Below are 24,073 nucleotides of genomic sequence, written 5' to 3' on the forward strand. Positions count from 1 at the left end.
CCGTGGTCCGAGGTCGTGGGCCGACATCGAGCCGGCGTCATGCCGGGCGGGCACGGTCGCGTCGGCGAGCGACGGCCGCCGTCGGAGCAGCGAAACGCGGCGCATTGGGCAATCGCCGCGGTCCGACCCAGCCACGTCGACGCGCTGGCGTTGGATTTGGATGCAGGAGGTGCACCGACCGATGATCCCCGCCGGAGCGATGTAGGCCACCCCAGGTTTCCGCAAATCTCGTGGCCGCTCGGCGACCGATGCGACCGTCCGCGCGGCCACGACAGACCTGCGGCCACAGCAACTTCTCCCAGAACCTCCGGCAAGCCGCTTTGCCGATCGTGGCCGATAAGTGACTGCGACAAACCCACCTCCGCACCGGCTCCAACGCCCCGTGGATTCGGCTGCTGATAGCCGTCCTTGGCGCGTCCCGCGAAAACGGTTCGGATTTGCCGGTTAGTCGATATCGCGGCGGGATCGACGTTCTCTTCGGCGACGCCGCGCTTGGGCCGACCGCAGCGCCAGCCTGGCGAAGTAGGCGCGGCGCGCGGCCAGCGCCCGCCGCCAGCGCTCGCGCGGATTCAGCACGCCGTCGGGATCGACCTCCGCTTCGAATCGCGCAAGGAAGGCCGCGCGCGCCCGGCTAGTCGTAATTCGGGGGTCGCGCGCGGCATGCAGGCGAAAGGCTCCGATTCGCCCGCGCAGCGCCATTTCGGTCGGGTTCATTTGCTTTGGAGGTTCGTCTTCGGCCGACATCACACTCCTGGATCGGTCCGGAGTCGTCGCGGAATAACGGGTCGCGTGGTCTACAAGAGTCTGGCCGTTTTCAGGACCGCACGTAATCCAGGAATCCGTAATCTCCGCTGGCGGATTTCGCCGATCCGCTTCTGCTAGACGAGAGTCACGGAACTCAAACCCACGACCTGGAACTGAGCGGGTGCCATCGCCTGCCGACCCCCAGCGGCCTAGCCAAACTCCGGCATGCAACTTCGGCCGCGTGCCCTGGGCAGGGGTGAAGGCGCGGACTTCGAGGGTGACTTCGGGAGCGCGCATTCACCTCATCGACCCAACCGATGTCCGCGGGCGGCCATCGGCGAGCGGTCGACGCGCCTCGCAGTGAACCGTGGGTCGCCGGACCTTAGCCCCGATCAACAACCGTCCCATTCGCCGTGTATTCGCGCCGCGCTCGATGCCTATCGGCAATGGGCGCGACGCCGCCACCCGCGCACCGACCGGGCGACCCGAGACGAGTCGCTGGGGTCAAGTCCCGGCGTCGTCGCTCACGCGTCTAGAGCCGGTCGCCGGGCGACAGGCGCCGGTGAGCCTCACGGGCGCGTGTCGACGCGGCGCTGGCCGCATAGCGGCCCACCATCGCGCGACTACGCCAGCCGGCCACTCGCATGAGGTCCGTCTCCTGCCCGCCGGCCACCAGCCAGGCATGAGCAAAGGAGTGGCGCAGTTGGTGGGGATGCACCTTCGGGATGCCGGCCTCGCGCGCCCGGTTCCGGACGATCTGATAGACGCCGCTCGGCGTGATCGGCCCACCTCTCCCCAAAAACAGCGCCGCCGCCTCGGCGTGCAGGTGCGTCACCCGCGCCCGCAGATAGCGATCCAGCGCCTGCACCAGCTTCCGACCCAATGGCACTAGACGCTCGCGGCCGCCCTTGCCGAGCACGCGCAGCAGGCTCTGGTCGAGGTCCAGGTCGTCGCAGCGCACCGAGGCCACCTCGCCCCGACGCATGCCCGTATCGATTAGCAGCAGCAGGATCGCCAGGTCGCGCCGCGCCTCGAACGAGCGACCGCGGCAGGCCTCCAGCAGGCGCCGCAGGTCGTCGATCTCCAGGACGTCGGGTACGCGCTCCTCGAACTTCGGCGGGCGCATCCGATGCATCGGTGAAATGTTCACCTCGCCCTCGTCCTCGGCCCAGCCGAAGAAGCGCTGCAGGCTGCGGTAGCGCGTGTTGGCCGTTGAGGCCGAGTGGCGATCGAGCTGGTCCTGCACGAAGGCCTCGCAGTGCTCGCGCCGGATCGCCTCGATGTCGCGCGGCATGCCCTGCGCCGCGAGGAACTGCACGAACAGGCGCACGGTCCGCAGGTAGGTGTCGAGCGTGGCCGGCGACTTGTTCTCGGCCGCCAGCGTCCGCCGCCACGACAGGGCCAGGGTCGCCACGTCGCCGTAGCCACCTGCTGGGCGGCGGGCCGGAGCGCGGCGCGCGGGGCGCGGATTGGTTCGGACTTGGGGGCGAGTGGGGCGCTTGCGAGGCATGTGTCGGGCGATTCGGGGGCGTGCTGAAGACACTCAAAAGTTATCACAGTTATGGTGTGGTGAAGCGCTGTGGCAGGATGTGTTTCCCGGAGGATTTCAATTATGGAGTGGTTTGAACCTGTAAAATTGTTCTGGAGCCCACACCCGGAATTGAACCGGGGACCTCGTCCTTACCAAGAACGCGCTCTTCCAACTGAGCTATGTGGGCGTAAAGGCGAGACGGCCGTTACCGATCAGCCGCGGCAGCGTCGCGCGGGCTAGGCGTCGAGCGCTTGCACCACCTCCTCGGCGTGGTCGTCGGGCTTCACGTTGGGCCACACGGCGCTCACGATCCCGTCCTCGTCGATGAGGAAGGTGGCGCGTTGCGTGCCCATGAAGGTCCGGCCCGCCATCTTCTTCTCGACCCACACGCCGTAACCCTCGATGGCCTGGCGCTCCACGTCGGCCAGCAGGGGAAAGTTGAGGCTGAACTTGCTGCTGAATCGCTCGTGCGACTCAACCGGGTCGTCGCTGACGCCGAACACGGCGGTCCCGCGGTCCGCAATCTCGGACATCCGATCCCGAAAGCCGCACACCTCGCGGGTGCAGCCCGGGGTGTCATCGCGCGGATAGAAGAACAGGACGACCTTGCGACCGCGCTGCTCGTCGAGCCGAACGAGGCTGCCGTCGGTTGCTTGGAGCTCGAAATCGGGGGCGCGATCACCCACCTGCGGCATCGCCATGCGCAAACCCCTCAGGGCGTAACGCCCCATCATCGCATCCTCGACCCTGCACGGCCGCGCCTCGCCGGAGGTCTGTGCGACCATCGGCGGCGTCAACCCTCGCTCCCACCGAAACGCTGACGCGCATGAGCACCTCCGCCGCTGGACCATCATTCGATCTGACCGGCCGCGTAGCCCTGGTGACCGGTGGCGGTCGGGGCATCGGGCGCGGCATTGCCCTGGCGCTGGCGCACGCAGGCGCCGACGTGGTGCTCGCGGCGCGCTCACGCGATCAACTCGAGGACACCGCCAACGAGATCGAGGGCCTGGGACGCCGGGCGCTCGCCGTGCCGACGAATGTACGGGACTTGGACGAGCTGGCCGCGCTGTTCAGCAAGACGGACGAAGAGTTCGGTCGCCTCGACATCCTGGCGAACAACGCCGGCATCGGTCTGCGCACGCCGGTGCTCGAGGTGACGCCGGAAGAATGGGACCGGGTGCTCGACATCAACCTGCGCAGCCTGTTCTTCGCCTCGCAATACGGATTGCGCCTGATGGTGCGCGGCGGCTACGGCCGCATCATCAACACCGGCTCGCTCACCAGCTTCCTGGGCTTCAAGCCCATCTCGGTCTACGGCGCGTCGAAGGGCGGGGTGGCGCAACTGACCAAAGCGCTGGCCGTGGAGTTCGCCGAGCAGAACATCACCGTCAACGCCATCGCCCCCGGCTACATCCTCACCGACCTCACCCAGCCGCGCTACGACGATCCGGTGTGGAATAGCTGGATCCTGGGCCGCACCCCGATGAACCGTTGGGGGTATCCCGAAGACCTGGCCGGTGCGGTGGTGTTCCTCGCCTCCGAGTCGGCGGCGTTCGTGACGGGCCACGTCCTGCCGATCGACGGGGGCTGGCTGGCCGGGTAGCGAAGACCGAGATCCGGTGGCCCACGCTGCGCGCAGCGTGGGAGCATCCGGTGCACCCAGGCACAGTCGGACTATAGATACCGGGTCAGGCCCGAAGCGACCAACGCCGCGGTCCTAGCCGGCGGCGGTCGGCTCGATCCACACCGCGCCGTCCCGGTACCACTCCTTCTTCCAGATCGGCACGGTGGTTTTGAGCGTATCGATGATGTAGCGGCAGGCCTCGAAGGCCTCGGCGCGGTGCGGCGCGCCGACTGCGATCACCACGCTGGCCTCGCCGATCCGCAGCTCGCCGATGCGGTGCTCGATCTCCACGTCCGTCAGGCCCCAGCGCTCCTCCACCTGCCGCCCAATGCGCTCCAGCTCCTGCAGCGCCATGGGCTCGAAGGCCTCGTACTCCAGCTTCACGACCGGCCGGCCGTCCATGTTGTCGCGCACGATGCCGTGAAAGGTGCAGATGCCGCCGTTGCCGGGCCGCGTCACCCGCTGGATCAGCGCGTCGGCGTCTATGGGCTCGTGCGTGAGCCTAATGTTCATGCGCCCCCCGAGACCGGCGGAATCACCGCCAGCTCGTCGCCGTCCTCCAGGACCGTGTCCGGCGGCACGAACTGCTGGTTCCGCGCGAACGAGACATGTTCCACGCGGCCGGCCAGCGCCGGCACGTCCTCCGCCAGCAGCAGAAACAGGCCACGGGCCGTCGTGCCCTCGGGCACGGACACCACGCGCCGTCGCTCGCCCGCCACCTCGGCGACGGAGGCAAACAGCAGCAGCGAGACTCGGATAGACGCGCCAGCCGGCGAGGCATCCGCGGCTGCCTGCGGCGCTGTTGAGCCACTCATGGTTCGAGCCTAGCAATCCCGGCAGGGGATCACGGAGTACCGCGCCGATGGGCTGTGCGACCATCGGCGCGAACCTAGCCGCCAGGCCACGCCAATGTCACACGCGCACCACGGGTCCCACTCAACCCAAGAGCATCGGCATGAATCGGAGCGCATCGGCGCCGTCAAGTGCGCCGTGCTCGTCATCAGCGACTCGCGCACCGAACGGACCGACCGCTCCGGGCGCACCGCCGAGCGGCTCATCACCGACGGCGGCCACGAGATCGTGCACCGGGATCTGGTGGTCAACGATGCGGATCTCATTCGCGGCGCGATCGACGCGGCGCTGGCGGAGGGCGCACAGTTCGTCTTCTGCACCGGCGGAACGGGCCTGGGCGAGCGCGACATCACCGTGGACACCGTGACGCCGATGCTCGACAAGGTGCTCGACGGCTATGGCGAGTGGTTCCGGCGGGCCAGCTGGGACCAGATCGGACCCGCGGCCATCTTGTCGCGCGCCGTGGCCGGCAAGTTGGGACGGGCGCTGATCGTTTGCTCGCCGGGATCGACGGCGGCAGTCGAGTTGGCGCTCGGCGAGTTGCTCGTGCCGGAGCTGCGGCACTTCATCCGCGAGGTCTCGCGCTAGCGCGGCAACCTAAGCGGCCTCGGCTTCCGCCTCCTCGGTCCAGTCCAGCATCTCGGGCGGGATTCTTTCCAGGTCCAGCAGCGACTTGAGGTGGTCGATGAAGAGCACGCCGTTGAGATGATCGACCTCGTGCTGCACGGCTTGGGCGAAGAGACCGCTCGCCTCCAGCGAGACGCGCGCTCCGTCGAGTTGCGTGAAGGCCACCGTGACGCCCTCGGCGCGCTCGATGAGGGCGCGGAATCCCGGTAACGACAGGCAGCCCTCGACCATCTCCTTGCGTGCGCCGTTCAGCTCCACCTCGGGATTGATCAGCACGAACCGGCGGCCCGACAGCGGGTCGTCGTCGTCGGGCGGCAGCTCCAGCACGAACAGGCGCGCGAGCACCCCGACCTGCGGTGCCGCCAGCCCCAGGCCGGCATTGGCGTGCATGGTGTCGAACATGTCATCAGCCAGGCCCACGAGGTCGGGCGTGATCTCGGCAACCGGCGCGCACGGTTCGCGCAGTCCCGGGTCCGGTATTTCAAGAATTCGGCGGATCACCGGGCTAATTCGGGAGAGCAAGCGGGCGAGTCTAGCAACGGCTTTTTTGGCATCGAGCACTGCCGGCGCTACCGTGAACCTGCGCTCCCGGCAACGGCAACCCTAGTCCCGTACCCATCGACAAAGGCGGCATGACGTGAAAGACCCCCGCACGCACCACGTGGCCAGCTCCTACGCGCTGTGGGAGCGCGCCAACCAGGTCATTCCGGGCGGCTCGCAGCTCATCAGCCGCCGGCCCTACGCCTTTTCCAATGGCTTTGCTCCGGTATACGCCGAGCGCGGGAAGGGCTCGCGCATCTGGGACGACCAGGGCGTGGAATACATCGACTTCGGCATGTCGGTGACCTCGGCGATCCTCGGCTACGCCGACGACGTCGTGGACGACGCCGTGATCGAGCAGATCGGCAAGGGCGCGACCTATTCCCTCAACAGCGAGCGCGAGATCGAGCTGGCCGAGTTGCTCATCGACCGCATCCCCTGCGCGGAGATGGCGCGCTTCTCCAAGGGCGGCGGCGAGTCGTGCGCCATTGCGGTTCGCATTGCACGCGGCGCCACGGGGCGGGACGTGGTGCTATTTAGCGGCTACCACGGCTGGCACGACTGGTACCTGGCCGCCGGGCATCTGCGGGAGGGCGCGTTCGACCCGTTCGCCCTGCCGAACATCCGAGCCACCGGAGTGCCGAAGGCGCTGGAAGGCACCGCGATTCCGTTCCCCTGGGGCGAGCTGGAGCCGCTGGAGCGGCTGCTTGAACAGCATCGCGGCCAGGTGGCCTGCATCATGATGGAGCCGATTCTGCTCGCCACTCGCCCGCCCGAGGGCTACCTGGAAGGCGTGCGCGAACTGGCGACGCGCGAGAACGTGGTGCTGATCTTCGACGAGGTCACCACCAACTTCCGCTACGGCGCCAACGGCATCCAGGACTTCGTGGGCGTGGTCCCGGACCTGGCGTGCTTCGCCAAGGCGATCTCGAACGGCTACGCCATGGGCGCGGTGGTCGGCAAGCGCTGGGTCATGGAGCCGGCGGCGGACATGTTCGTGAGCAGCACCTATTGGAGCGACCTGGTGGGCATTACCGCCGCCATCACCACGCTCACGGAGATCGAGCGCCGCGACGTGCCGGGGCAGCTGGCGGACTTCGGCGAGCGTTTGCAGTCGGGCATGCAGGAAGTGCTGGACGAGGTCGATCTGCCGGTCAAGATCTCGGGCATGCCGGCGACCCCGGGCATCACCTTCACCGATCCTTTCGACGCCGACCAGTCCAAGAAGCTGAACGCGCTGGTGGCGCAGGAAGCCGCCAAGCGGGGCATCTTGTTCAACACGCACCCGCGCCACAGCACGGCGCACAACGACCGCGACCTCGGCGTCACGCTCGAAGTCTTCCGCGAGGCGCTCCTCATCACGAAGGACGCCATCGGACGCAATGCCGTGGACGACGTGCTGGAGGCCAGCCTGGCGCCGGCGATCATTCCGCGGCCGACCATCAAGCCAAGCGCTTCGGGATGACCTCCGAGGAGTGGCCGCCGCTGCCGGAGTCCATCCAAACGCCGCGGCTGCTCCTGCGGCGGTACAGACTCAGCGACGCGGAGGATTCCTATGCCTATGCGCGCGACCCGGAGTGGGGACGCTTCCTGCCCCCGGTTCCGCGGCCCTACGAGCGGCGGCATGCCGATGAGTTTGTGGCCGGGCAGGTGTTGGCAAAGTGGGACCAGGAGCCCGCCTGGGCGATCGAGCACGAGGGCCGGTTGGTCGGAGGGGTAAGCCTGCGGCTGGCTCCCCGGAATGAGCGAGCTGAACTCGGCTATTCGATCGCTCGGTGGTTGTGGGGTCGAGGTTTAGCAACCGAAGCCGTGTCGGCGGTCATCGACGCGGCGTTCCGATGCCTGCCGCTTCGCAAGATCGCCGCCCGCGCGGTCGCCGCGAATCTCGGTTCGATTCGTGTCATGGAGAAGGTCGGGATGCGGCACGAAGGGGTGCTGCGCCAGCACTGGGTTGTCCACGGCCAAACGTGCGATTCCGTGCACTACGGCCTGCTGCGCAAAGAGTGGGAGCGGCAGGCGGACGCTAGGAGATGACCGCCAACGACTGGCCGCCGCTGTCGGAGTCCATCCAAACGCCGCGGCTGCTCTTGCGACCGTTCAGATTCGACGACGCGGAAGACATATACGCCTATGCGAGCGACCCGGAATGGGGACGCTTTCTTGCTCACGAGCAGCCTTACGAACGCCGTCATGCGGAGGTCTTCTTGGCCGAGCGCGTATTGGCGAAATGGCGCAAGAATCCTGCCTGGGCGTTTGAGCAGGACGGTCGAGTGGTCGGAGGTTTGGGCTTGTGGCTGGCTCGCCGGAATCGGCGGGCGGAGATTGGCTACGAGTTGGCCCGGCGGCTGTGGGGCCGCGGTCTCGCGACCGAGGCTGCAGCGGCAGTCATTGGCGAGGCATTTCGCCTGCTTCCGATCCGCAAGGTCACCGCAACCGCGAGCGCAGCCAACGTCCGATCAACTCGGTTGCTCGAACGACTCGGCATGCAGCGCGAAGCCCTGCTTCGACAGCACTGGGTGCATCGCGGCGAATCCCTGGATGAGGTTCGCTACGGGCTACTCCGTGAAGAGTGGCAGCCGCAAGCCGGCCTCGCTTCCAGCGAGCCACGCGCTTCACGATGACCACCGGCGACTGGCCGCTGCTGCCGGAGTCCATCCAGACGCCGCGGCTGCTCGTGCGGCGATTCAGGCTCACCGACGCCGAAGACGTGTATGCCTATGCGCGGGACTCGGAATGGCGGCGTTTTCTCTTCACGGTTCCGCAGCCCTACGAGCGGCGGCACGCGGACGAATTTGTGGCGGCGAATGTACTCACCGACTGGCGCGCCAAGCCGCAGTGGGCGATTGAGTGCGAGGGCCGGGTCGTCGGAACGGTCGCGCTATGGATCGATCTCGGGCATGGGCGGGCGGAATTCGGCTACACCCTGGCGCGTTGGCTGTGGGGTCGTGGCCTGATGACCGAAGTCGTGTCGGCGCTAATCGACGAGGCGTTCGCCACGCTCCCGCTGCGCAAGATCACCGCCCGTGCGCTTGCCCCCAACATCGGATCGATTCGAGTGATGGAGAAGGCCGGTATGCAATTCGAGGCGGTGCTTCGCCAGCATTTCTCGCACCGCGGCGAGGTGTTTGACCTGGTGCACTATGGGCTCTTGCGCGAAGAGTGGGAACGGCAGGCCGACGCTAGGAGATGACCGCCAACGACTGGCCACCGCTGTCGGAGTCCATCCAAACGCCGCGGCTACACCTGCGGCGATATCGGCTCACCGACGCGGCCGATGTCTTCGCCTACGCGCGCGACCCGGTGTGGGGGCGCTTCATGCCCCCTGTCCCGCGGCCCTACGAGCGGCACCATGCGGACGCCTTTGTGGCCGGCCAGGTGTCGGCGAATTGGCGGCAAGAGTCTGCCTGGGCGATTGAGCGCCAAGGTCGGGTGGTCGGCAGGGTGAGGCTGCGTCTGGCGCCGCCGCATGGGCGGGCGGATCTCGGCTATTCAATCGCTCGGTGGCTCTGGGGACGCGGCCTCACCACCGAAGCCGTATCGGCAGTCATCGACGAGGCGTTCCGATGCCTGCCGTTGCGCAAGATCGCCGCGGGCGCAATCGCCGAAAACGTCGGGTCGATTCGAGTCATGCAGAAGGTCGACATGCAGCGCGAAGGAGTGATGCGTCAGCACTGGGTGTGCCACGGCCAGACTTGCGACTCGGTGCACTACGGCATCCTGCGCGAAGAGTGGGAGCAGCGAGCGGGCGCCGTCGAATGACCGCCGAACACTGGCCGCCGCTGCCGGAATCGATCCAAACGCCGCGGCTGCATTTGCGGCGGTATCGGCTCAGCGACGCGGAGGACGTCTTCGCCTACGCCCACGACCCGGAGTGGGCGCGCTTTCTCCCTGGGGTTCCTCAGCCCTACGAGCGTCAGCATGCCGACCAATTCGTCGCGTCGCACGTCCTGAAGGACTGGCGCACCGAGTCCCACTGGGCGCTCGAGCACGAGGGCCGCGTGGTCGGACGCGTGGGGATGACGCCGGCGCATCGGCATAGGCGGGCGGAGCTCGGCTACGAACTGGCCCGGTGGCTCTGGGGCCGCGGCCTCATGACCGAAGCCGCGTCGGCGGTGATCGACGAGGCGTTCCGTAAGCTCCCGCTCCGCAAAGTCCTCGCCCGCGCGATCGCCGCCAACATCGGCTCGACGCGGGTGATGGAAAAGGTCGGCATGCGGCACGAGGCAACGCTGCGGCAGCACTGGGTCTTCCACGGTCAGTCCTACGACGCGGCGAACTACGGGATCCTGCGTGAAGAATGGGAGCGGAACGCGAGCCTCGAGCCGTCCCCCCCGGGCCGAACGTGACGGCGACGCCGGCACACGGATCGGACGAGAAGTGCAAGCAGACCAATTCTCCGGAGGACTCGTGGACGCGGATTTCGAACTGCCACCGGCAGACGCCGAGACTTCCTTCGCGGGGCCTACCGCGCGGCAACGATCGACCGGCAGGTCACAGGTTCCGTGGCTAGGATGCGCAAGAGGTACGCCGACTCGGTCAAAGACATCTCTCTAGTGCCCGACTTCCCATATCCGGCGTCGTATTGGCGGGCGACTGTCCTCTGGAGAGCTCCGATTGTCGTGGGCATGCTGCTGCTGGCTGCCTGCGGGGATCCGCCAGCGCCGGATCCACCACCCGAACAGCAGCCGCGAACTGCATCCCAAGCACCGGAAACGGCCACCCCCACGCCGGAAACACAGCCTCAGAAGGCCCACACGCAACCTTCGAAAACCGAAACCCAAGCTCCGAAGGCCGCGACTGCGTCTGCCTCGCCTGCACCGAATGCGAGGACCAGTGCGTCGGCGTTCGTCCAGGTTGCCGTCGGAGAGAATCACGCATGCGCCTTGCAAGCAGATGGATTCGTGCATTGCTGGGGAGACGACGATCAAGATCAACTGAATGTTCCTGACGGCATCAGATTCAAACAGATCACCTCGGGATGGAGATTCTCATGTGGGTTGAGCACCGCAGGCGAGATTGCTTGCTGGGGACGAAACAACCACAAGCAAGCCAGTCCTCCCGCGGGACAGTTTCTTGACATTGATGCCGGATGGGACCATGCCTGCGCCATCGGCCGCGACGGCACGGTGTGCTGGGGCCGCGACGCTGACGGCAGGTCATTGGTGCCGCCGGCGACTAGATTCACCGCCATTGGTGCGGGAGCCGAACACACGTGCGGGCTGACCCATGAGGGCAGCCTGGTCTGTTGGGGGAAAAACGACAACGGGCGAGCCAATAATCACGCTGGCCCATTTCACCGTCTCGCGGTCGGCATCGCCCACACGTGCGCATTGGATCGCGACGGTCGAGTCTTCTGCCAAGGTGACAACTCACTTGGCCAGTCCGACTCCACACCCGGCGCCTATCGTCAGTTGGCGGCCGGTTCTGAACTCACCTGCGGCTTGGAATCGAGTGGGAGTATCCATTGCTGGGGAAGCAAGCGTCCCGGCCAGGCCACTACTGGCAAGCCAACGCCAGAGGCAAGATTCGAATCTATCGCCGCGGGTTGGAACAGCGTTTGCGGGCTAAGCGACAACGGGTACGTTCAATGCTTCGGCTACACGATGAACGGCACTCTATTCTCGCCCTATTTGACCTCGCAAACCTCGCATCCATTCCTGGTCAGCTCGATATCTCCGCCTCACCATAGGCTAACGCTGATTGATGCATTTCCAGGTCGCACATTTGAGCAGCCCATTGAGATTCTTGAATGGCCTGGAGGCGTCTTATCGGTCGTCGATAGACGAGGGAAGATTACTCAATATGATGACAACAGACAACCGAAAGTCATTCTCGATCTTCAAGATCGGGTGTATTCGGCCGGGGGCGAGACTGGTTTGTTGAGCGCCGCTCTAGCCCCCGAGACCAGTCACGACGAAAGCATCTTCTTGTTCTTTACAGAAAGGATCGACCAAGGCAAGGAACCCCCTGACGCCCGACTCGTCAAGATTCCCCTAAAGGATGGCACTCCCGTATACCGCGACGAAATTGTAATACTTGAAGTCATCCGTACAACTACATCGAATCTACACTACGGTGGCACTATTCGCTTTGGTCCAGACGGCATGCTGTATCTCGGAATCGGCGACGGCGAGTGCTTCGAGTGTCCGCAGAACCTCAGCAGCCTTCAGGGAAAGATCCTTCGAATCGACGTTCGGAATGCCTCTCCTGAGCGTCCCTACCAGATTCCGGATGACAATCCATTCATTCAACGCGACGACGCCCGTGCTGAGGTCTGGGCATTTGGCTTGCGTAATCCCTGGCGCATGGCGTTGGCCGAACGAGAAGGATTCCTTTGGGTCGGTGACGTCGGCCGAGCAACGCAAGAAGAGGTTTCGCTTGCAGGTTCCGGCGCAAACCTCGGTTGGCCGATATTTGAGGGTTCAGAGTGCTTCAACATCCCCGATAGCGTGACCGAGCGTGAGCGGCGCATACTCACTGGATATCGGTGCGGCGACTTCACCGGGGCCACCCAACCGGCCGTCACCTACGGACGCTCGTGGGGATGTCCGGCCGAAAGTCGCAGTCGCTGTCCGGACACCCGCGGCTTGCATCCCCTGGTTGTGTATGGAACACCTCCAAGATGCGCCGTGGTCGGAGGGTTTGTTTACCGAGGCCTCAGCATGCCGTGGCTACACGGCGCCTATTTCTTCGGCGACTACTGTAGCGGGGAAGTCTGGGCGCTCGATGGCAGTGCGGATGGGGGCTGGCGGATGTCGAGGATCGTTGAATTGCCGTATGCGATCAGCTCGTTTGGAATCGACTCAGACGGTGAAATCTATGTTTTGACGTTCGGTGGTCCAATTCTGCGGATCCTGGAGGGCAGCCACGATCGGGCAACCGCAGCAACGAATGCGCCGGGGCAATAGCCACGCCCGCAGCCCCACGATCCTCACCATAGGTCCCAATCGGCGGAGTCCAGCCAGCCGCGCGGAGTCGTCGTCCGCGTCCAATCACGGTCGCCGCAGGACGGCCGCTTGACTAGAGGAACACCCCAAAGATGTCGGCGAAGACCAGCCAGTACCAGATGAGGTAGGCCCCCGCGCCCAGCATGAAGAACGAGCTGGCGCGGTGGACGTGCGGCAGCGCGCCGCGCAGCCAGCGCGAGATCGCGTCGCGAAACAGCGCCGCGCCCAGCGTCACGGCCACGATCACGACGCCCATGCCGAGTGAGTAGGCCACGTATTGGCTGAGGGACTCGAAGAATCCCTCCGTCGCGAGCGACCCGCCCACCACGACCATGAAGATCGGCAGCGTGCAGCTGAGCGACCCGACCGCGTAGGCGATGCCGAAGACGAACGCGTTGCCGAGGTTGCGGCGCGGCGTCACCTGGATGCGGCTGGCCGCGAGGATGCCCACGTAGCGGTGGGAAACCAGAAGAAAGACGCCGAATCCGACCATCGCCAGTCCGATGACCAGCCCCAGGTAGGGGAAGACCTGGCCGAGGGCCGAGCCGCCGGCGGACACAACCGCGCCGAAGGCCACGAAGATCAGCACGAACCCTAACGTGGCGGTGATGGCCACGCCCAGAGCCCGTGCCAGGCGCAGCGGCGCCGCCACCTGGTCGTAGCCGGCTTCCTCGGTGCCCAATTGGTAGGCGATATACGACGGCAACATGAAAAAGCCGCACGGGTTCACGCTAGCCACAAGCCCAGCCGCGGCGGCAAAGCCGATAGGGAGCGCCCCGGCGAAGTCGGCAAAGGCTGCTTCGGCATTCCCTTGCACCGAGACGAGGACACCAATAAGCGCCCCGACCACGGCGGCCGGAATGGCATAGGCCAGGATCGCCGCGCTCTTGGGGCGCTTGCGCGGCTTCGACATCGCCGTCGAGGTGTCGCCGGCGCTCATTGGCCCGCCTCCGAGGCCTCTTCCAATTCGGCAACCAAGTCGAGCAAGCCGTTCTTGTCCAGCACGCCATTCCAGGTGCGGACGATCGTGCCGCGCGGCGTGATGAACACGGTGGCCGGCATGCCGAGGATGCGGTACTCGATCAGGATCTTGTTGTGAAAGGTCGTCCCGAGCGGATAGGTGATTCCCAGCTCCGACATCAGGTTGACGGCATCTTCGGTGGAGCCGAGGTTGACGAACGGTCCGACGTCCACGCCGAAGAGGATCACCCGGTCCTTGAACTCCTCATAGGCCTCCTGAAACTCCGGCATCTCGCGCCTGCACGGCGGACACAGGCCGGCCCAGAAATTCAGGACGACCGGCTTGCCAATCGCCAGGATGTCGGTGAGATTCATGGACATGCGCCCAAGGGATTCGCTGGGCGCGTAGTGCTCCCAGGTGAAATCGGGAGCCACCATCTGGTCGCCGGCCGGAAAGCTCCTGACATCGGATTCCGACGTCGACGACTCTTCGGGTTCAGGGGCGGCCGTGGGCGTGGGCGTTGGCGTCGGCTCGGGAGCGGCTGTGGGCGTCGATTCAGGGGCAGACGTGGGCATCGGCTCCGGCGCGGCAGTGGTCGCCGCGGGCGTTGCCACAGCCGTGGCCCGCGGAGTCGCGGCAGCCGTCGCTTCCGCCTCGGCGGCGACCTGCTCGTCGTCTCCGGCCTCGCCGCACGCCGCCAGCGCGGTCGCGGCGATCACCGCCCCGCCGATCAGCAATCGGCGGCGCGACATCCACCGCACCGGCATCACCGTACTCACTGTGCGCCCCCCTCCGGGATTGGTTCTATCCAATAGTGCCTGGTTCGCAGGCTTGCCGTCTCAACCGATTCACTCCGCATAGGCCAAAGCCGATACATGAGATTACGCCCTGCGAGGTTCCCATTCAGAGAGGAATACGTAGCTGGGCGGCGATCGGTGCTCGCCGGACCGTGGGTATATTCACAGACATGCGCGAGTCCGAGCCGGCGGAAGCGATTTCGCCCAGCGACGCGGGAAGCATTGCGGACCAAACACCCGTACTTCCCGTGCGTCTGCGCGTCGCCATCGCGGGCGTCTCGGTTGCCCTGCTGCTCGCCTTCATCGTTGTCATGGCGCTGGCCTTGCGGGGCCAGACCGACCAGGGGCAGTTCGGTATCTTCGCCACGGGGCGCACGGTGGATCTGGAGCCACGCCCGGCGCCGGACTTCGTGCTCACCACCTATGACGGGGATCAGCTGCAACTCTCAGACTTCCGGGGGCAGGTCGTGCTGCTGAACTTCTGGGCATCCTGGTGCCCGCCCTGCCGGGTGGAAGCTCCGGTCTTGCAGAGGGCCGCCGAGCGCCTGGGCCCGGCGGGACTGGTCGTGATCGGTATCGACGTATGGGACGACGAGGCGCAAGCCCGGTCCTTCCTCGACGAGTTCGACATCACCTACCCCAACGCCGAGGACACCACGCGGTCGATCCCGGTCGAGTACGGCGTGACGGGGCTGCCGGAGACGTTCGTCATCTCGCGCACCGGCGTGCTCGTCCGGCGCTGGGTGGGTCCGATCGACGACGTGCAGCTGGCGGACTTGGTGACGCCATTGCTTGAAGGAGCCTAGCCAGTGGGCGTCGCGCCAGCTTTAGTCGTCGTCCGACGACTCCGGCGACGGCGACTTGCGCAAGGCGAACCGCGCCCGCCCGCCGCGTTCTTCAATCGTCAACGTGTGCCCGCTCAGCACGTCCGCCGCTTCGGCGTCCGCGGCCAGGATGGGCCGGTTGTCGAAGGTCACCGTCTTGTCGCCGTCCAGCAGCTCGTCAGTCTCGAGACGCACATCCAGCTCGCCGGCGGCGTTGCGAAAGGCATGCGCGCGGATGACGCGGTTCTCGGCAAGCGCCGCGTCGTCGACGGCGGCGCGCAAGGCGAGAGCGGCCTGATGCGTGACGACAAGCATGGTTGGCTTGCACGGTACCGCAGGCTTAGCGCTGAGCCTCATGGGAGCCGACCGTGCGTGTGATGACGGCCAACGTTCGCAACGCCGACCGCGTCGATGACGGCCATTCCTGGGAGAGCCGAAAGGATGTCTGCGCGCGCGTGATCGCTGCATGCGCCCCCGATGTCCTTGGGGTTCAGGAAGCGACCATCGAGCAAGTCGAGTGGATCGCGGCCGCGCTGCCGAAGCATGCCTGGCACGGGCTGCGCCAGGACCCGCATGGGCATCCCCGCAACGCCGTCTTTATGCATCAATCCGTCACGCTCGTCGATCGGGGCGGCTACTGGCTGTCGCCGACGCCGCACGTGACCGGGTCGACGGGCTGGGGCGCCAAGTACGCCCGCCACGTCAACTGGCTGGTGCTGGCGGACTCGGGCGGCACGGAATGGCGGGTGAGCAACACCCACCTCGACCACGTGAGCGAGCGTGCGCGGTCAGGCGCGGCGGGGCTGCTCGCCGAGGACGCCGCCGCCTGGCCGGATGAGACGCCGCAGGTGCTTATGGGCGATTTCAACGCCGGCGCCGGCAGCGCGCCGGTGACCGCGCTGGAACAGGTCGGTTGGCGCGACGCCTGGGCGGTCGCAAACCCCGACCAGCCGGACCCGGGCCCCACGCGTCACGGATTTGGTCAGGAGGCCGCGGCCCATCCGCAGCGCATCGACTGGATCATGGTCCGGGGCCCGGTGCACGTGCGCGTCCTCCACCTCGTGCGCGACCGGCCTGACGGCGTGTGGCCCTCGGACCACTATTTCATGTGGGCCGACGTCGAGGCGCCGGCTTAGTCGTACAGCTCGCTGACCGCGACGACGCTTCCCCCGTCAGCCGCCGAGCGATACGCGGCGTCCAGCAGCTCCACGCTCCGTAGGCCGATCGTGCCCGGCGATCCATTCGGCGCACGCCCCAGGCACACGTCGACCAGGTTGGCCGCCGTTGTGAAGCGCGGGTAGGTGTCGTCCGCATCGGGAATGCTCACGATCTCGGTGGGACCGTCGTGGCGGGTGATCGTCAGGTGGCCCTTGATGGCGTCGAGCAGGACATAGCCGTTCTCGCAGTAGACGCGCACGTCCAGCTGGCCGGCGTCGCCGGTCGGCATGTTGCCGGTGCCGGACACCACGCCCACGGCGCCGCCCTCGAACTGGACGCTCATCGCGTCGACCAGGTCCAACGGCACGTCGTAGTTGTTCATCACCGCGGACACCCGTTCGGCGCGCAGCCCCGAGATGAAGAACATCAGGCCCGACGAGTGGGTGATCTGCAGGTGGCCCTCGCCGCCGCCTGACACGCGAGGATCGTTGTAGACCGCGTCGGGACCAACGACCTTCCAGTCGAACACCGGGCGGTAGGCCTCGGCGTTGCCGCGCAGGAACTCGATGATCATCGAGGCGTAGGCGTTCACCACGTGCTGCGGCTCGCCAAGCTCGCCGCCGGTGATGACCTCGCGGGCGCGCTGGGCGGTGCGTGTGAAGTGCCAGGGATAGCCGATGATCAGCTCCCGTTCGGCCGCGGCGGCCCGGTCGACCAGGTCGCGGGCATCGGTGGCGGTGAGCGTCATGGGTTTCTCGAGCATCACGTGCCGCCCCGCGTCGAGGCAGGCCGCAGCGACCACGTGGTGCGCCGCATGGGCCACGGCAACGATCACGCCGTCAAGCTCTTCCTCGGCGAGCAGATCGTTGACGTTGGAATAGGTGGCGGGTCTCGGAAACGCCTCGGCTGCCTTTTGGAGGCGCTCGGGATTCGCGTCGCAGATGGCGACGAGGTCGGCCAGCGGGTTCTCCCGCAAGCCGGGAATGTGGGTATAGGTTGACCACCAGCCGGTGCCAATGACGGCAATGCGGGCACGCTCGCTTGACATGCTCAGGCCCTCGAAACGGTTATCTGAGTCGCATCGTACGCCGCGCGGCAGCCGACTTCAGTAGGGGCGACGCATGCGTCGCCCCTACGAGGCCTTGCCCGCGCACGCACGGGCAAGGCTGCGCTCCGCGGACACCCCCGAAACGCCGGGGGCTTTCGCATAGCCCGTGAGCTCGACGTAGCCGTAGCCCACGGTCCGGCCATTCTCAATTATGTCAACCAATCCTTCCCAGTAGATGTTGCCCGTGCTGTGCCGCGTGTCGAGCTCCTGGTCGGCCACCACGGGCTGTACCAGCACGTCCAGGCCCAGGACCGGAATCAGCACCCGCCAGGCCGCGGGGTAGGTGGTCCTGGTTCTGGGACTCATCCAAATGGCGAGCGGAATCGCGGTGAAGTCGTCGCCGGTCAGATGCAGCGGGGGGCCCCGGCCGCTGAGGGTGGCATAGGCCAGCACAATCCGGCGGCGCTCGTCCCAAAGCTCGGTGAGCATGAGATCGCGGCCGTCGTCGAATCGCAGGCTCATCCAGTCCCACCCGCCCGTGCTCACGGAGATGAAGTCGCCCCATTGATGGTCGAACCAGGCGGTCCCGCTGACGCCCACCTCGCCGCCTGCGTCGACAAATCGGCCGGTCACGCGCATCCGCGGATAGGAGTAGTAGTAGCTCCAGCCCAGCGGGCCGAAGTCGAGCAGGCCATCGTGGTGCTCGACGGCCGGGTACGCGGGATCGAATTCGAGGCTCACGGCGTAGCCGGGCATGTCGGCGTCCACGGTGAAGCGGTCGCCGTCGAAGGCGAGCCGCCAGCCGTCGACGCACAGGTCCAGGTCGTCGGGCGGCCCCTTGCTCGGGCCAAGGGCGGTGCGCTCGTCGAAGACCACGCGCTCGCCGGCGGGATCCGTAATTGCGAAGTGCGCCGCGTAGGCCGGGGGACCGCTGCCGCGCACCGCCTGAAAGATGACGAATTCGAAGCCCAAGTCGCGGCGGTCGCCCGTGGTCAACCGGCCGGTGAAGTACCACCACTCGCTCAGGTTGTCGTGCGGCGCCTCGTCGGCGGGCAGGTCGATGGGCGGGAAGGTGCGCTCGTGGGGGCTTGGCGTCGGCGCGGGCGCGAGTGGCGTCACGGCCTCGCCGCAGGCGGCGGTGAGCATGACCACGACCACGGCCAGACCAACCAGACGCAGGCGTCGCATCATCGTGGAAAGAGCCTTGGCGGCTCGAACAGCCAGGCCGGCGCCCACCAGTTCCAACGTCCCAGCAGCCGCATGGTGGAGGGCACCAGCAGCGAGCGCACGATGGTGGCGTCGACGAACACGGCAACCGCGGCGCCTAGTCCGATGGCCTTGACCAGCACCACATCGGCGCTGGTGAATGCCAGGCTCACCACGATCACAACCAGCGCCGCATTGGTGATCACCCGACCGCTGCGCGCCAGGCCCTGCGCGACGCTATCCGCGTTGCCCAGCCCGGCGTCGCGGGCTTCCTTGATGCGCGACAGTAGGAAGACCTCGTAGTCCATGCTCAGCCCGAAGAGCACGGCGAACAGGATGATCGGCGCCGTTGACTCGATGAAGCCCAACGGCTCGAAACGCAGCACGTTCTCGAGCCAGCCGTCTTGGAACACGAGCACCAGCGCGCCGAAGCTCGCGAGCAGGCTGAGGACGTTCATCACCACCGCCTTTAGCGGCAGCACCACCGAGCGGAATTGCGCGACGAGCGCCACATAAGTCACAAGCAGGATTAACCCGACCGCCCGCGGGAAGTCTCCATAGAGTCGATCGACAAAATCGCCCAGGCTGGCCGCTCCGCCGCCGACGAGCGCATCCAGCCCGTTGGCGTCGCGGTAGCCCCGGATGGCGTGCACGAGCTCTCGCGCCTCGTCCGAAGTTGCCGACGCCCGCGGCTCCACGACCATCAAGACGGTCCGATCGTTGGTCAGCCCCTCGACGGTGGCGGCGCCGAAGGCGTCCGGGATTGCCGTGGGGTCGCGGTAGAGCAACTGGTATTGCTCCAGGGTGATGCGCGGATCGATGGTCACGTGGCTGTAGACCCGCGCCACGCGCGGATCGGCGAGGAGGGCCTGCCCCAGGGCGTGCATGCGGGCAATCGAGTCTGGTGCCAGGACTGGCGCATTCAGCCGGGTCACGACGGCGAGCGGAGCGGGCTGGCCGTGTCCGAACTCCTCGCTCATGGCGTCGTAGGCCGCGCGGGCCGGGCTGTTCGATCCCAGGACCGAGGCGTCGGCGCCGCGGATGCGCACGTGGAGAAACGGCACGCCGAGCAAAATCAAGAGCGCGCTCACGGCCAGGAACACCGGCAGCGGCCGCCGCATGACCGCGTGCGCCAGGCGCGTCCATCCGTCGCGAATCCTGAGTCGCGGGCTCGGCACCGCCCAGCGGTTCACGTTGGGTCCCAGCTCGGCCAGGATTGCCGGGACCAGCGTCAGCGCGGCCGCGACGGCAATGAACACCGCGATGGCGCCGCCGATGCCGATGGACCGCAGCATCATGAACTCGAAGACGCTGAGGGACGCCAGGCCGACCAGCACCGCGAGCCCCGAATACACCACCGCCCGCCCGGCCGTCCGCATGGTCTCCTTGACGGCGTCGTCGACCTCCCGTCCCCGCCGTAGCTCCTCGCGAAACCGGCTCACGAGAAACAGCGAGTAGTCGGCGCCGAGCCCCAGCCCGACCAGGGTGACGACGTTGAGGGCAAACACCGAGAAGTCCGTCACCTGGCCCACCACCCAGACGGCGGCCAACCCGAGGACGACGGTGGCGCCGCCGGCAACCAGCGGAATCGCCGCCGCCACAATCGAGCCGAATACGAGGATCAGCACCACCAGGGCGAAGGGGCCGCCGATGAGCTCCGCGCGGCGCAGGTCGCCCTCGCTCAGGGTCTGGATGTCGCTGTAGAACACGGCGGAACCGGCCACGTGCGTTTCCAGCTCGGGGGTCGCCACCAGCTCACGAATCGTGGGCACGAGGTGGTGCGCATCCTCGATGTCCAAGCTGATGAACACGGTGGCGTAGCCCGCGCGTCCGCTGGGCGCGATCTGGGTGAAGTTCTGCCAGTGGGGAATCACGGCCACCACTTCGGGGAGCGCCGCCAGCGGCTCGAGGGCGGCCGCGGCCGCACTGATGAAGCGAGAGTCGGTGGCGTCAAGCTCGTCGCTGCGAAAGAGAACCTCGATTGGCGTGCCGGGGTTGTCGAGGTCGTTGGACAGACGCTCGAGCGCCAGCTCCGCTTCGAGTCCCGGCGCCGAGAACCCTCCCGCGCGGAGGACCGATCCCACCTGCGTCGCGGCGACCAGCGCAACCGCCGCGAGAACGATCCATAGCCCGATGACCACCCGGCGCCGGGCGATCACCCACGACGCAAGGGTGTCCAGCATTTAGCGCATGTGGGCCGTGGCGCCCGAGACTGGGTCGTCCATCACCCGAGCATCCACATCGACCGCCCGTTACGGCAAGACGGATTTGACGAGTTCGGCCGGCCGGCGGCAACAACCCGACGGCGCGGCGACGCCCGGACGCTCACGACAGAGCCACGAAACTCGCCACCGCCGACGCCACCGGTCGGGCAGTCGCGGCTTGGGACGTACGCTCTGGTGGCTCGAAGTCTCGGAGCACTTGCGTCAACGACCCGCGCCCCGGCAGTCCGCGCGACCTGCTGAACCGCCAATACGTCATCGTCATCGCCGCCATGGCGATCGGCGTAGCGGGCTGGCTGCCGGTCAACAACTTCCTCTCGCTCTTCGTGCGGGATGAGCTTGGCGGCGACATGCTGGGCGCCGCCGCGCTGCTGATCGCCATTCAAGGCGGGACGGCAACGCTCGGACTCGCCAGTGGGCTGTGGATGCATCGGTTCGGCAGCCGCTGGACTTACGCACTGGGACTGGCCGGCATGACGGCGTTCCTGGTGGTGATGACCGTTTCGTCCGTCGCCGCCGCGGTACTGGTCGCCGCGCCGTTTCTGGGCGTGGCGCTGGCCCTGCACTGGGCGGGATCGCAAACCTACGTGCTGGAGGTGGCGCCTCCGGCCCGCCGGGGGCTTGCCACCGGGATCATGAGCTTCGCCATCATCGCCGCGCCGGGCATCGCCGGCATCGCCTTTGGGCAAATCGCCGAGAGCGCCGGGCTTCGGGCCATGACCGGCGCCGCCGGCGGGATGATCGGCGCGGCGCTGCTCCTCGTGGCGCTCTTCCTGCCGTCCAGCACGCGTCGTCAACGCGGTCCCAGCCGCTCCGCCGGCGACATATTTCACGCCCTGCGCACCGTTCCGGCTCTCGCCATGGTGGCGGCTCGGTCGGGAACCACCGTCTCCTTCGGCGTGGTCGTGTTGCTGACGGGTCCCAAGCTGGTGGCCGCCGGCGGCGACCTGCGCTCGGTTGGGCTGTTCACGCTCGTCAGCGCGCTGGGCGGAGCGGTCGCGCAAATCGGGATCGGCCGACTCTCCGACGCCATCGGGCGGACGACCATATTCGCGCTATCGCTGGTCGTCGGCGCCGGTGCGGCCGTCGGCTTTGCGCTGGCCGACGACGTGGTGGCGTTGCTCACGCTCTCGGGCGTGATCTACCTCGCGTTCGGGACGCACCAAACCGTGCTCCCGGCGATCGCCGGCGACATCTCACGCCCCGGTCAGGTGGGCACCATGATGACTCTTCAAACCAGCGCATTCGCGCTCGGCATGATGTTCGGCGCGGGCGCCACGGCGGCTTTGGCGTCCACGGCGCCCGACGCGGCGTTCTACGTCGGCGCCGGCGGCATGGGCATCGCGCTGGCGGTGACGCCCTGGCTGCGACCCAGGCCTACAGGTGCATCACCACCATTTTGAGCTCGGTCATCTCCTCGACGGCGTACTTCGGGCCTTCCTTGCCGAGGCCGCTGTCCTTCACGCCGCCGTAGGGCATGAGGTCGGTGCGCCACTGGGTTCCCCAGTTGATGTGGATGTTGCCCGAGTCCACGTCGCGGATGAAGCGCATGGCCGAGTCCAGGCTCTCGGTAAAGATCGAGGCGCTGAGGCCGTAGTTGGAGTCGTTGGAGATCGCGATGGCTTCCTCGATGTCCGCCACGCGGGTGACGCCAACGGCGGGACCGAACAGCTCGTCGCAGGAGAGCCGCATGTCCGGCGAGACGTTGGTCACCAGCGTCGGCTGGAACATCTGACCGTCGCGGCCACCGCCCACGAGCACCTCGGCGCCGCCAGCCTGGGCCTCGTCGATCCACTCGCCAACGCGCACGGCGTCGCTCTCACGAATCATCGGACCCATGCCCGTGGCTTCGTTGAGCGGGTCGCCGGTGGCGATGGCTTCGACCTTGGGCTTGAGCGCGTCGATGAGATCGCCGTAGACCGAGCCGGTCGCCAGCAGGCGCTGGGTGGAGATGCAGACCTGGCCCGCGTTCGCGAAGGCCGTCTGCGGCAGGACTTCCGCCACCTTGTCGAGGTCGGCGTCGGGCATCACGATCGCCGCCGAGTTCGACCCCAGCTCCATGGTGACCTTCTTGATGCCGGCCGCCTTGCAGATTCGCTCACCGATGTCGCGGCTGCCCGTGAACGTGACCTTGCGCACGCGCGGGTCGGACACCAACGCGTCGCCGATCTCCGAGCCCGGACCCGTGACGATGTGCACGGCCTCTTCCGGAACGCCCGCCTCGAGCAGCAGCTCGATCACGCGCACGCCCATCAGCGGCGTGTCAGTGGCCGGCTTGACGACCACGGCATTGCCCGCCGCAATCGCGGGGCCGACTTTGTGACAGACGAGGTGCAGCGGGAAGTTGAACGGACACACCGCCGCCACGACGCCGCATGGCACGCGCACGGTGAAGCCGAATTTGTCCTTCACGCCCGGGCCGCCGTCGAGCGGGATGACCTCGGCGCCGAGCCGCTTGGCCTCCTCGGCCGACAGGTACAGGATCTCGGCGGCGCGGGAGACCTCGAAGCGCGCCTCCGAGATGATCTTGCCCTCTTCCTGGGTGAGCATGCGCGCCAACGACTCCTGGTCACGCAGAATCAGGTCGCCTGCCCGATGCAGGATCTCGTAGCGCTCGAACCCCGTCAGCTTGGCCATGACTTTGGCGCCGCGCTCCGCGCTCGCCAGCGCGCGGTCGACGTCCTCCGCCGAGCCGCGGGGCACGGTGTCTACCACCGACCCGTCGTACGGGTTCAGCACGTCAATCGAGTCGCGACCATTCGTCCACTGACCCGCTACATACATCTTCATCAGGCGTCATCCCATGGCAATCGGATCCGATAGCGAATGGTGGCACATGTGAGGACCACGCGCCGCCCTCACGCGGACCCGGCGGGCGGTCGACTGCTTGCAGCCCGCCTGCATTTGTGAAACATTTTGCAAACGGTGCAGAACGCTAGGTTCAGGGCACTGATGTGGGCTCGCGCCGCATCTCCCGCACGCAGCTTCCTGA

Annotated in this window: 25 protein-coding genes and 1 tRNA gene; 12 read left to right on the forward strand and 14 right to left on the reverse strand. The window is 67.0% G+C overall.

The window, feature by feature from the left end:
• Positions 1 to 444 precede the first annotated feature (444 nt).
• The 4 genes from OXG33_04435 to bcp all read right to left on the reverse strand — a co-directional run bounded on the left by OXG33_04435 (position 445) and on the right by bcp (position 2,970).
• On the reverse strand, positions 445 to 714 hold the full coding sequence (locus OXG33_04435) for a hypothetical protein (GenBank protein ID MCY4113173.1): 270 nt from the start codon (positions 712 to 714) through the stop codon (positions 445 to 447).
• 562 nt (positions 715 to 1,276) lie between these two features.
• Positions 1,277 to 2,158: a tyrosine-type recombinase/integrase gene (locus tag OXG33_04440; GenBank protein MCY4113174.1), complete on the reverse strand. Its 882-nt coding sequence runs from the start codon at positions 2,156 to 2,158 to the stop codon at positions 1,277 to 1,279.
• Positions 2,159 to 2,386: 228 nt separating this feature from the next.
• Positions 2,387 to 2,462: transfer RNA gene (locus OXG33_04445), tRNA-Thr, on the reverse strand.
• Positions 2,463 to 2,511: 49 nt separating this feature from the next.
• A complete protein-coding gene (gene bcp, locus OXG33_04450) occupies positions 2,512 to 2,970 on the reverse strand; it encodes a thioredoxin-dependent thiol peroxidase (GenBank protein ID MCY4113175.1) in 459 nt (152 codons plus the stop codon).
• A 131-nt stretch (positions 2,971 to 3,101) separates the two neighbouring features.
• Between bcp and OXG33_04455 the strand changes: the two genes are divergently transcribed.
• On the forward strand, positions 3,102 to 3,878 hold the full coding sequence (locus OXG33_04455) for a glucose 1-dehydrogenase (protein MCY4113176.1): 777 nt from the start codon (positions 3,102 to 3,104) through the stop codon (positions 3,876 to 3,878).
• Between the two features lie 114 nt (positions 3,879 to 3,992).
• Here the strand turns inward: OXG33_04455 and OXG33_04460 are convergent, their stop codons facing one another.
• Both OXG33_04460 and OXG33_04465 read right to left on the reverse strand, forming a co-directional pair.
• Positions 3,993 to 4,412 carry a molybdenum cofactor biosynthesis protein MoaE gene (locus OXG33_04460; protein MCY4113177.1) on the reverse strand — a complete coding sequence of 140 codons (420 nt, stop codon included), beginning with the start codon at positions 4,410 to 4,412 and terminating at the stop codon, positions 3,993 to 3,995.
• Positions 4,409 to 4,714 carry a MoaD/ThiS family protein gene (locus OXG33_04465; protein MCY4113178.1) on the reverse strand — a complete coding sequence of 102 codons (306 nt, stop codon included), beginning with the start codon at positions 4,712 to 4,714 and terminating at the stop codon, positions 4,409 to 4,411. Before OXG33_04465 ends, OXG33_04460 begins: the two co-directional genes overlap by 4 nt.
• A gap of 94 nt (positions 4,715 to 4,808) precedes the next feature.
• Here OXG33_04465 and OXG33_04470 point away from each other — a divergent pair, with 94 nt between their 5' ends.
• On the forward strand, positions 4,809 to 5,339 hold the full coding sequence (locus OXG33_04470; protein ID MCY4113179.1) for a molybdenum cofactor biosynthesis protein MoaB: 531 nt from the start codon (positions 4,809 to 4,811) through the stop codon (positions 5,337 to 5,339).
• A gap of 9 nt (positions 5,340 to 5,348) precedes the next feature.
• Here OXG33_04470 and def read toward each other — a convergent pair whose 3' ends face one another.
• Positions 5,349 to 5,879, reverse strand: coding sequence for a peptide deformylase (def, locus tag OXG33_04475; protein MCY4113180.1), 531 nt, complete (start codon positions 5,877 to 5,879; stop codon positions 5,349 to 5,351).
• Between the two features lie 136 nt (positions 5,880 to 6,015).
• Between def and OXG33_04480 the strand changes: the two genes are divergently transcribed.
• From OXG33_04480 to OXG33_04510, 7 genes are all read left to right on the forward strand, one after another.
• Positions 6,016 to 7,383 carry an aminotransferase class III-fold pyridoxal phosphate-dependent enzyme gene (locus tag OXG33_04480; protein ID MCY4113181.1) on the forward strand — a complete coding sequence of 456 codons (1,368 nt, stop codon included), beginning with the start codon at positions 6,016 to 6,018 and terminating at the stop codon, positions 7,381 to 7,383.
• Positions 7,380 to 7,952 (forward strand): GNAT family protein, encoded by a 573-nt coding sequence (locus OXG33_04485; GenBank protein MCY4113182.1) that lies wholly within the window; start codon positions 7,380 to 7,382, stop codon positions 7,950 to 7,952. The genes OXG33_04480 and OXG33_04485 overlap by 4 nt, the downstream gene beginning before the upstream one ends.
• Complete coding sequence (locus OXG33_04490; protein ID MCY4113183.1) at positions 7,949 to 8,539, forward strand: GNAT family protein; 591 nt, start codon at positions 7,949 to 7,951, stop codon at positions 8,537 to 8,539. The genes OXG33_04485 and OXG33_04490 overlap by 4 nt, the downstream gene beginning before the upstream one ends.
• The gene (locus tag OXG33_04495; protein ID MCY4113184.1) at positions 8,536 to 9,108 is read left to right on the forward strand and encodes a GNAT family protein; all 573 of its coding nucleotides are present in this window, start codon (positions 8,536 to 8,538) and stop codon (positions 9,106 to 9,108) included. The genes OXG33_04490 and OXG33_04495 overlap by 4 nt, the downstream gene beginning before the upstream one ends.
• Positions 9,105 to 9,677, forward strand: a complete 573-nt coding sequence (locus OXG33_04500; protein ID MCY4113185.1) for a GNAT family protein — start codon at positions 9,105 to 9,107, stop codon at positions 9,675 to 9,677. The genes OXG33_04495 and OXG33_04500 overlap by 4 nt, the downstream gene beginning before the upstream one ends.
• Positions 9,674 to 10,264, forward strand: a complete 591-nt coding sequence (locus tag OXG33_04505; protein ID MCY4113186.1) for a GNAT family N-acetyltransferase — start codon at positions 9,674 to 9,676, stop codon at positions 10,262 to 10,264. The genes OXG33_04500 and OXG33_04505 overlap by 4 nt, the downstream gene beginning before the upstream one ends.
• 279 nt (positions 10,265 to 10,543) lie before the next feature.
• A complete protein-coding gene (locus tag OXG33_04510; protein ID MCY4113187.1) occupies positions 10,544 to 12,826 on the forward strand; it encodes a PQQ-dependent sugar dehydrogenase in 2,283 nt (760 codons plus the stop codon).
• A gap of 112 nt (positions 12,827 to 12,938) precedes the next feature.
• Here the strand turns inward: OXG33_04510 and OXG33_04515 are convergent, their stop codons facing one another.
• Together OXG33_04515 and OXG33_04520 are read right to left on the reverse strand one after the other, a co-directional pair.
• Entirely contained in the window at positions 12,939 to 13,805 is an 867-nt protein-coding gene (locus OXG33_04515; protein ID MCY4113188.1) for a cytochrome c biogenesis protein CcdA, read from the reverse strand.
• Positions 13,802 to 14,578, reverse strand: coding sequence for a TlpA disulfide reductase family protein (locus OXG33_04520; GenBank protein ID MCY4113189.1), 777 nt, complete (start codon positions 14,576 to 14,578; stop codon positions 13,802 to 13,804). The genes OXG33_04515 and OXG33_04520 overlap by 4 nt, the downstream gene beginning before the upstream one ends.
• Before the next feature lie 215 nt (positions 14,579 to 14,793).
• On the opposite strand from OXG33_04520, the gene OXG33_04525 reads away from it, so the two are divergent.
• Positions 14,794 to 15,429, forward strand: a complete 636-nt coding sequence (locus OXG33_04525) for a TlpA disulfide reductase family protein (GenBank protein MCY4113190.1) — start codon at positions 14,794 to 14,796, stop codon at positions 15,427 to 15,429.
• Between the two features lie 21 nt (positions 15,430 to 15,450).
• Here the strand turns inward: OXG33_04525 and OXG33_04530 are convergent, their stop codons facing one another.
• The gene (locus tag OXG33_04530; protein MCY4113191.1) at positions 15,451 to 15,762 is read right to left on the reverse strand and encodes a hypothetical protein; all 312 of its coding nucleotides are present in this window, start codon (positions 15,760 to 15,762) and stop codon (positions 15,451 to 15,453) included.
• Positions 15,763 to 15,824: 62 nt separating this feature from the next.
• Between OXG33_04530 and OXG33_04535 the strand changes: the two genes are divergently transcribed.
• Positions 15,825 to 16,583, forward strand: a complete 759-nt coding sequence (locus tag OXG33_04535) for an endonuclease/exonuclease/phosphatase family protein (protein ID MCY4113192.1) — start codon at positions 15,825 to 15,827, stop codon at positions 16,581 to 16,583.
• On the opposite strand, the gene OXG33_04540 is transcribed toward OXG33_04535, so the two are convergent.
• The 3 genes from OXG33_04540 to OXG33_04550 all read right to left on the reverse strand — a co-directional run bounded on the left by OXG33_04540 (position 16,580) and on the right by OXG33_04550 (position 21,042).
• Positions 16,580 to 17,653: a Gfo/Idh/MocA family oxidoreductase gene (locus OXG33_04540; protein ID MCY4113193.1), complete on the reverse strand. Its 1,074-nt coding sequence runs from the start codon at positions 17,651 to 17,653 to the stop codon at positions 16,580 to 16,582. The genes OXG33_04535 and OXG33_04540 overlap by 4 nt on opposite strands.
• Positions 17,654 to 17,737: 84 nt before the next feature.
• Complete coding sequence (locus tag OXG33_04545; protein MCY4113194.1) at positions 17,738 to 18,844, reverse strand: hypothetical protein; 1,107 nt, start codon at positions 18,842 to 18,844, stop codon at positions 17,738 to 17,740.
• Positions 18,841 to 21,042: an MMPL family transporter gene (locus OXG33_04550; GenBank protein MCY4113195.1), complete on the reverse strand. Its 2,202-nt coding sequence runs from the start codon at positions 21,040 to 21,042 to the stop codon at positions 18,841 to 18,843. Before OXG33_04550 ends, OXG33_04545 begins: the two co-directional genes overlap by 4 nt.
• A 278-nt stretch (positions 21,043 to 21,320) precedes the next feature.
• Between OXG33_04550 and OXG33_04555 the strand changes: the two genes are divergently transcribed.
• Complete coding sequence (locus OXG33_04555; protein ID MCY4113196.1) at positions 21,321 to 22,484, forward strand: MFS transporter; 1,164 nt, start codon at positions 21,321 to 21,323, stop codon at positions 22,482 to 22,484.
• Here the strand turns inward: OXG33_04555 and OXG33_04560 are convergent.
• Positions 22,459 to 23,871 carry an aldehyde dehydrogenase family protein gene (locus OXG33_04560; protein ID MCY4113197.1) on the reverse strand — a complete coding sequence of 471 codons (1,413 nt, stop codon included), beginning with the start codon at positions 23,869 to 23,871 and terminating at the stop codon, positions 22,459 to 22,461. The two genes, OXG33_04555 and OXG33_04560, sit on opposite strands and share 26 nt — an antisense overlap.
• Positions 23,872 to 24,073: the final 202 nt, after the last annotated feature.

Source organism: Chloroflexota bacterium, from assembly GCA_026708035.1.
GTDB lineage: Bacteria > Chloroflexota > UBA11872 > UBA11872 > UBA11872 > JAJECS01.

Bases quoted from the DNA above. Each gene is read 5' to 3' on its own strand.
- OXG33_04485 (MCY4113182.1), top strand. From the start codon at position 7,380: ATGACCTCCGAGGAGTGGCCGCCGCTGCCGGAGTCCATCCAAACGCCG.
- OXG33_04550 (MCY4113195.1), bottom strand. From the start codon at position 21,042: ATGCTGGACACCCTTGCGTCGTGGGTGATCGCCCGGCGCCGGGTGGTC.
- OXG33_04560 (MCY4113197.1), bottom strand. From the start codon at position 23,871: ATGAAGATGTATGTAGCGGGTCAGTGGACGAATGGTCGCGACTCGATT.
- OXG33_04500 (MCY4113185.1), top strand. From the start codon at position 9,105: ATGACCGCCAACGACTGGCCACCGCTGTCGGAGTCCATCCAAACGCCG.
- OXG33_04470 (MCY4113179.1), top strand. From the start codon at position 4,809: ATGTCACACGCGCACCACGGGTCCCACTCAACCCAAGAGCATCGGCAT.
- bcp (MCY4113175.1), bottom strand. From the start codon at position 2,970: ATGCCGCAGGTGGGTGATCGCGCCCCCGATTTCGAGCTCCAAGCAACC.
- OXG33_04460 (MCY4113177.1), bottom strand. From the start codon at position 4,412: ATGAACATTAGGCTCACGCACGAGCCCATAGACGCCGACGCGCTGATC.
- OXG33_04545 (MCY4113194.1), bottom strand. From the start codon at position 18,844: ATGATGCGACGCCTGCGTCTGGTTGGTCTGGCCGTGGTCGTGGTCATG.
- OXG33_04535 (MCY4113192.1), top strand. From the start codon at position 15,825: ATGACGGCCAACGTTCGCAACGCCGACCGCGTCGATGACGGCCATTCC.
- OXG33_04515 (MCY4113188.1), bottom strand. From the start codon at position 13,805: ATGAGCGCCGGCGACACCTCGACGGCGATGTCGAAGCCGCGCAAGCGC.
- OXG33_04455 (MCY4113176.1), top strand. From the start codon at position 3,102: ATGAGCACCTCCGCCGCTGGACCATCATTCGATCTGACCGGCCGCGTA.
- OXG33_04505 (MCY4113186.1), top strand. From the start codon at position 9,674: ATGACCGCCGAACACTGGCCGCCGCTGCCGGAATCGATCCAAACGCCG.
- OXG33_04540 (MCY4113193.1), bottom strand. From the start codon at position 17,653: ATGTCAAGCGAGCGTGCCCGCATTGCCGTCATTGGCACCGGCTGGTGG.
- OXG33_04495 (MCY4113184.1), top strand. From the start codon at position 8,536: ATGACCACCGGCGACTGGCCGCTGCTGCCGGAGTCCATCCAGACGCCG.
- OXG33_04520 (MCY4113189.1), bottom strand. From the start codon at position 14,578: ATGTCGCGCCGCCGATTGCTGATCGGCGGGGCGGTGATCGCCGCGACC.
- OXG33_04530 (MCY4113191.1), bottom strand. From the start codon at position 15,762: ATGCTTGTCGTCACGCATCAGGCCGCTCTCGCCTTGCGCGCCGCCGTC.
- OXG33_04510 (MCY4113187.1), top strand. From the start codon at position 10,544: ATGCTGCTGCTGGCTGCCTGCGGGGATCCGCCAGCGCCGGATCCACCA.
- OXG33_04490 (MCY4113183.1), top strand. From the start codon at position 7,949: ATGACCGCCAACGACTGGCCGCCGCTGTCGGAGTCCATCCAAACGCCG.
- OXG33_04525 (MCY4113190.1), top strand. From the start codon at position 14,794: ATGCGCGAGTCCGAGCCGGCGGAAGCGATTTCGCCCAGCGACGCGGGA.
- OXG33_04465 (MCY4113178.1), bottom strand. From the start codon at position 4,714: ATGAGTGGCTCAACAGCGCCGCAGGCAGCCGCGGATGCCTCGCCGGCT.
- OXG33_04435 (MCY4113173.1), bottom strand. From the start codon at position 714: ATGAACCCGACCGAAATGGCGCTGCGCGGGCGAATCGGAGCCTTTCGC.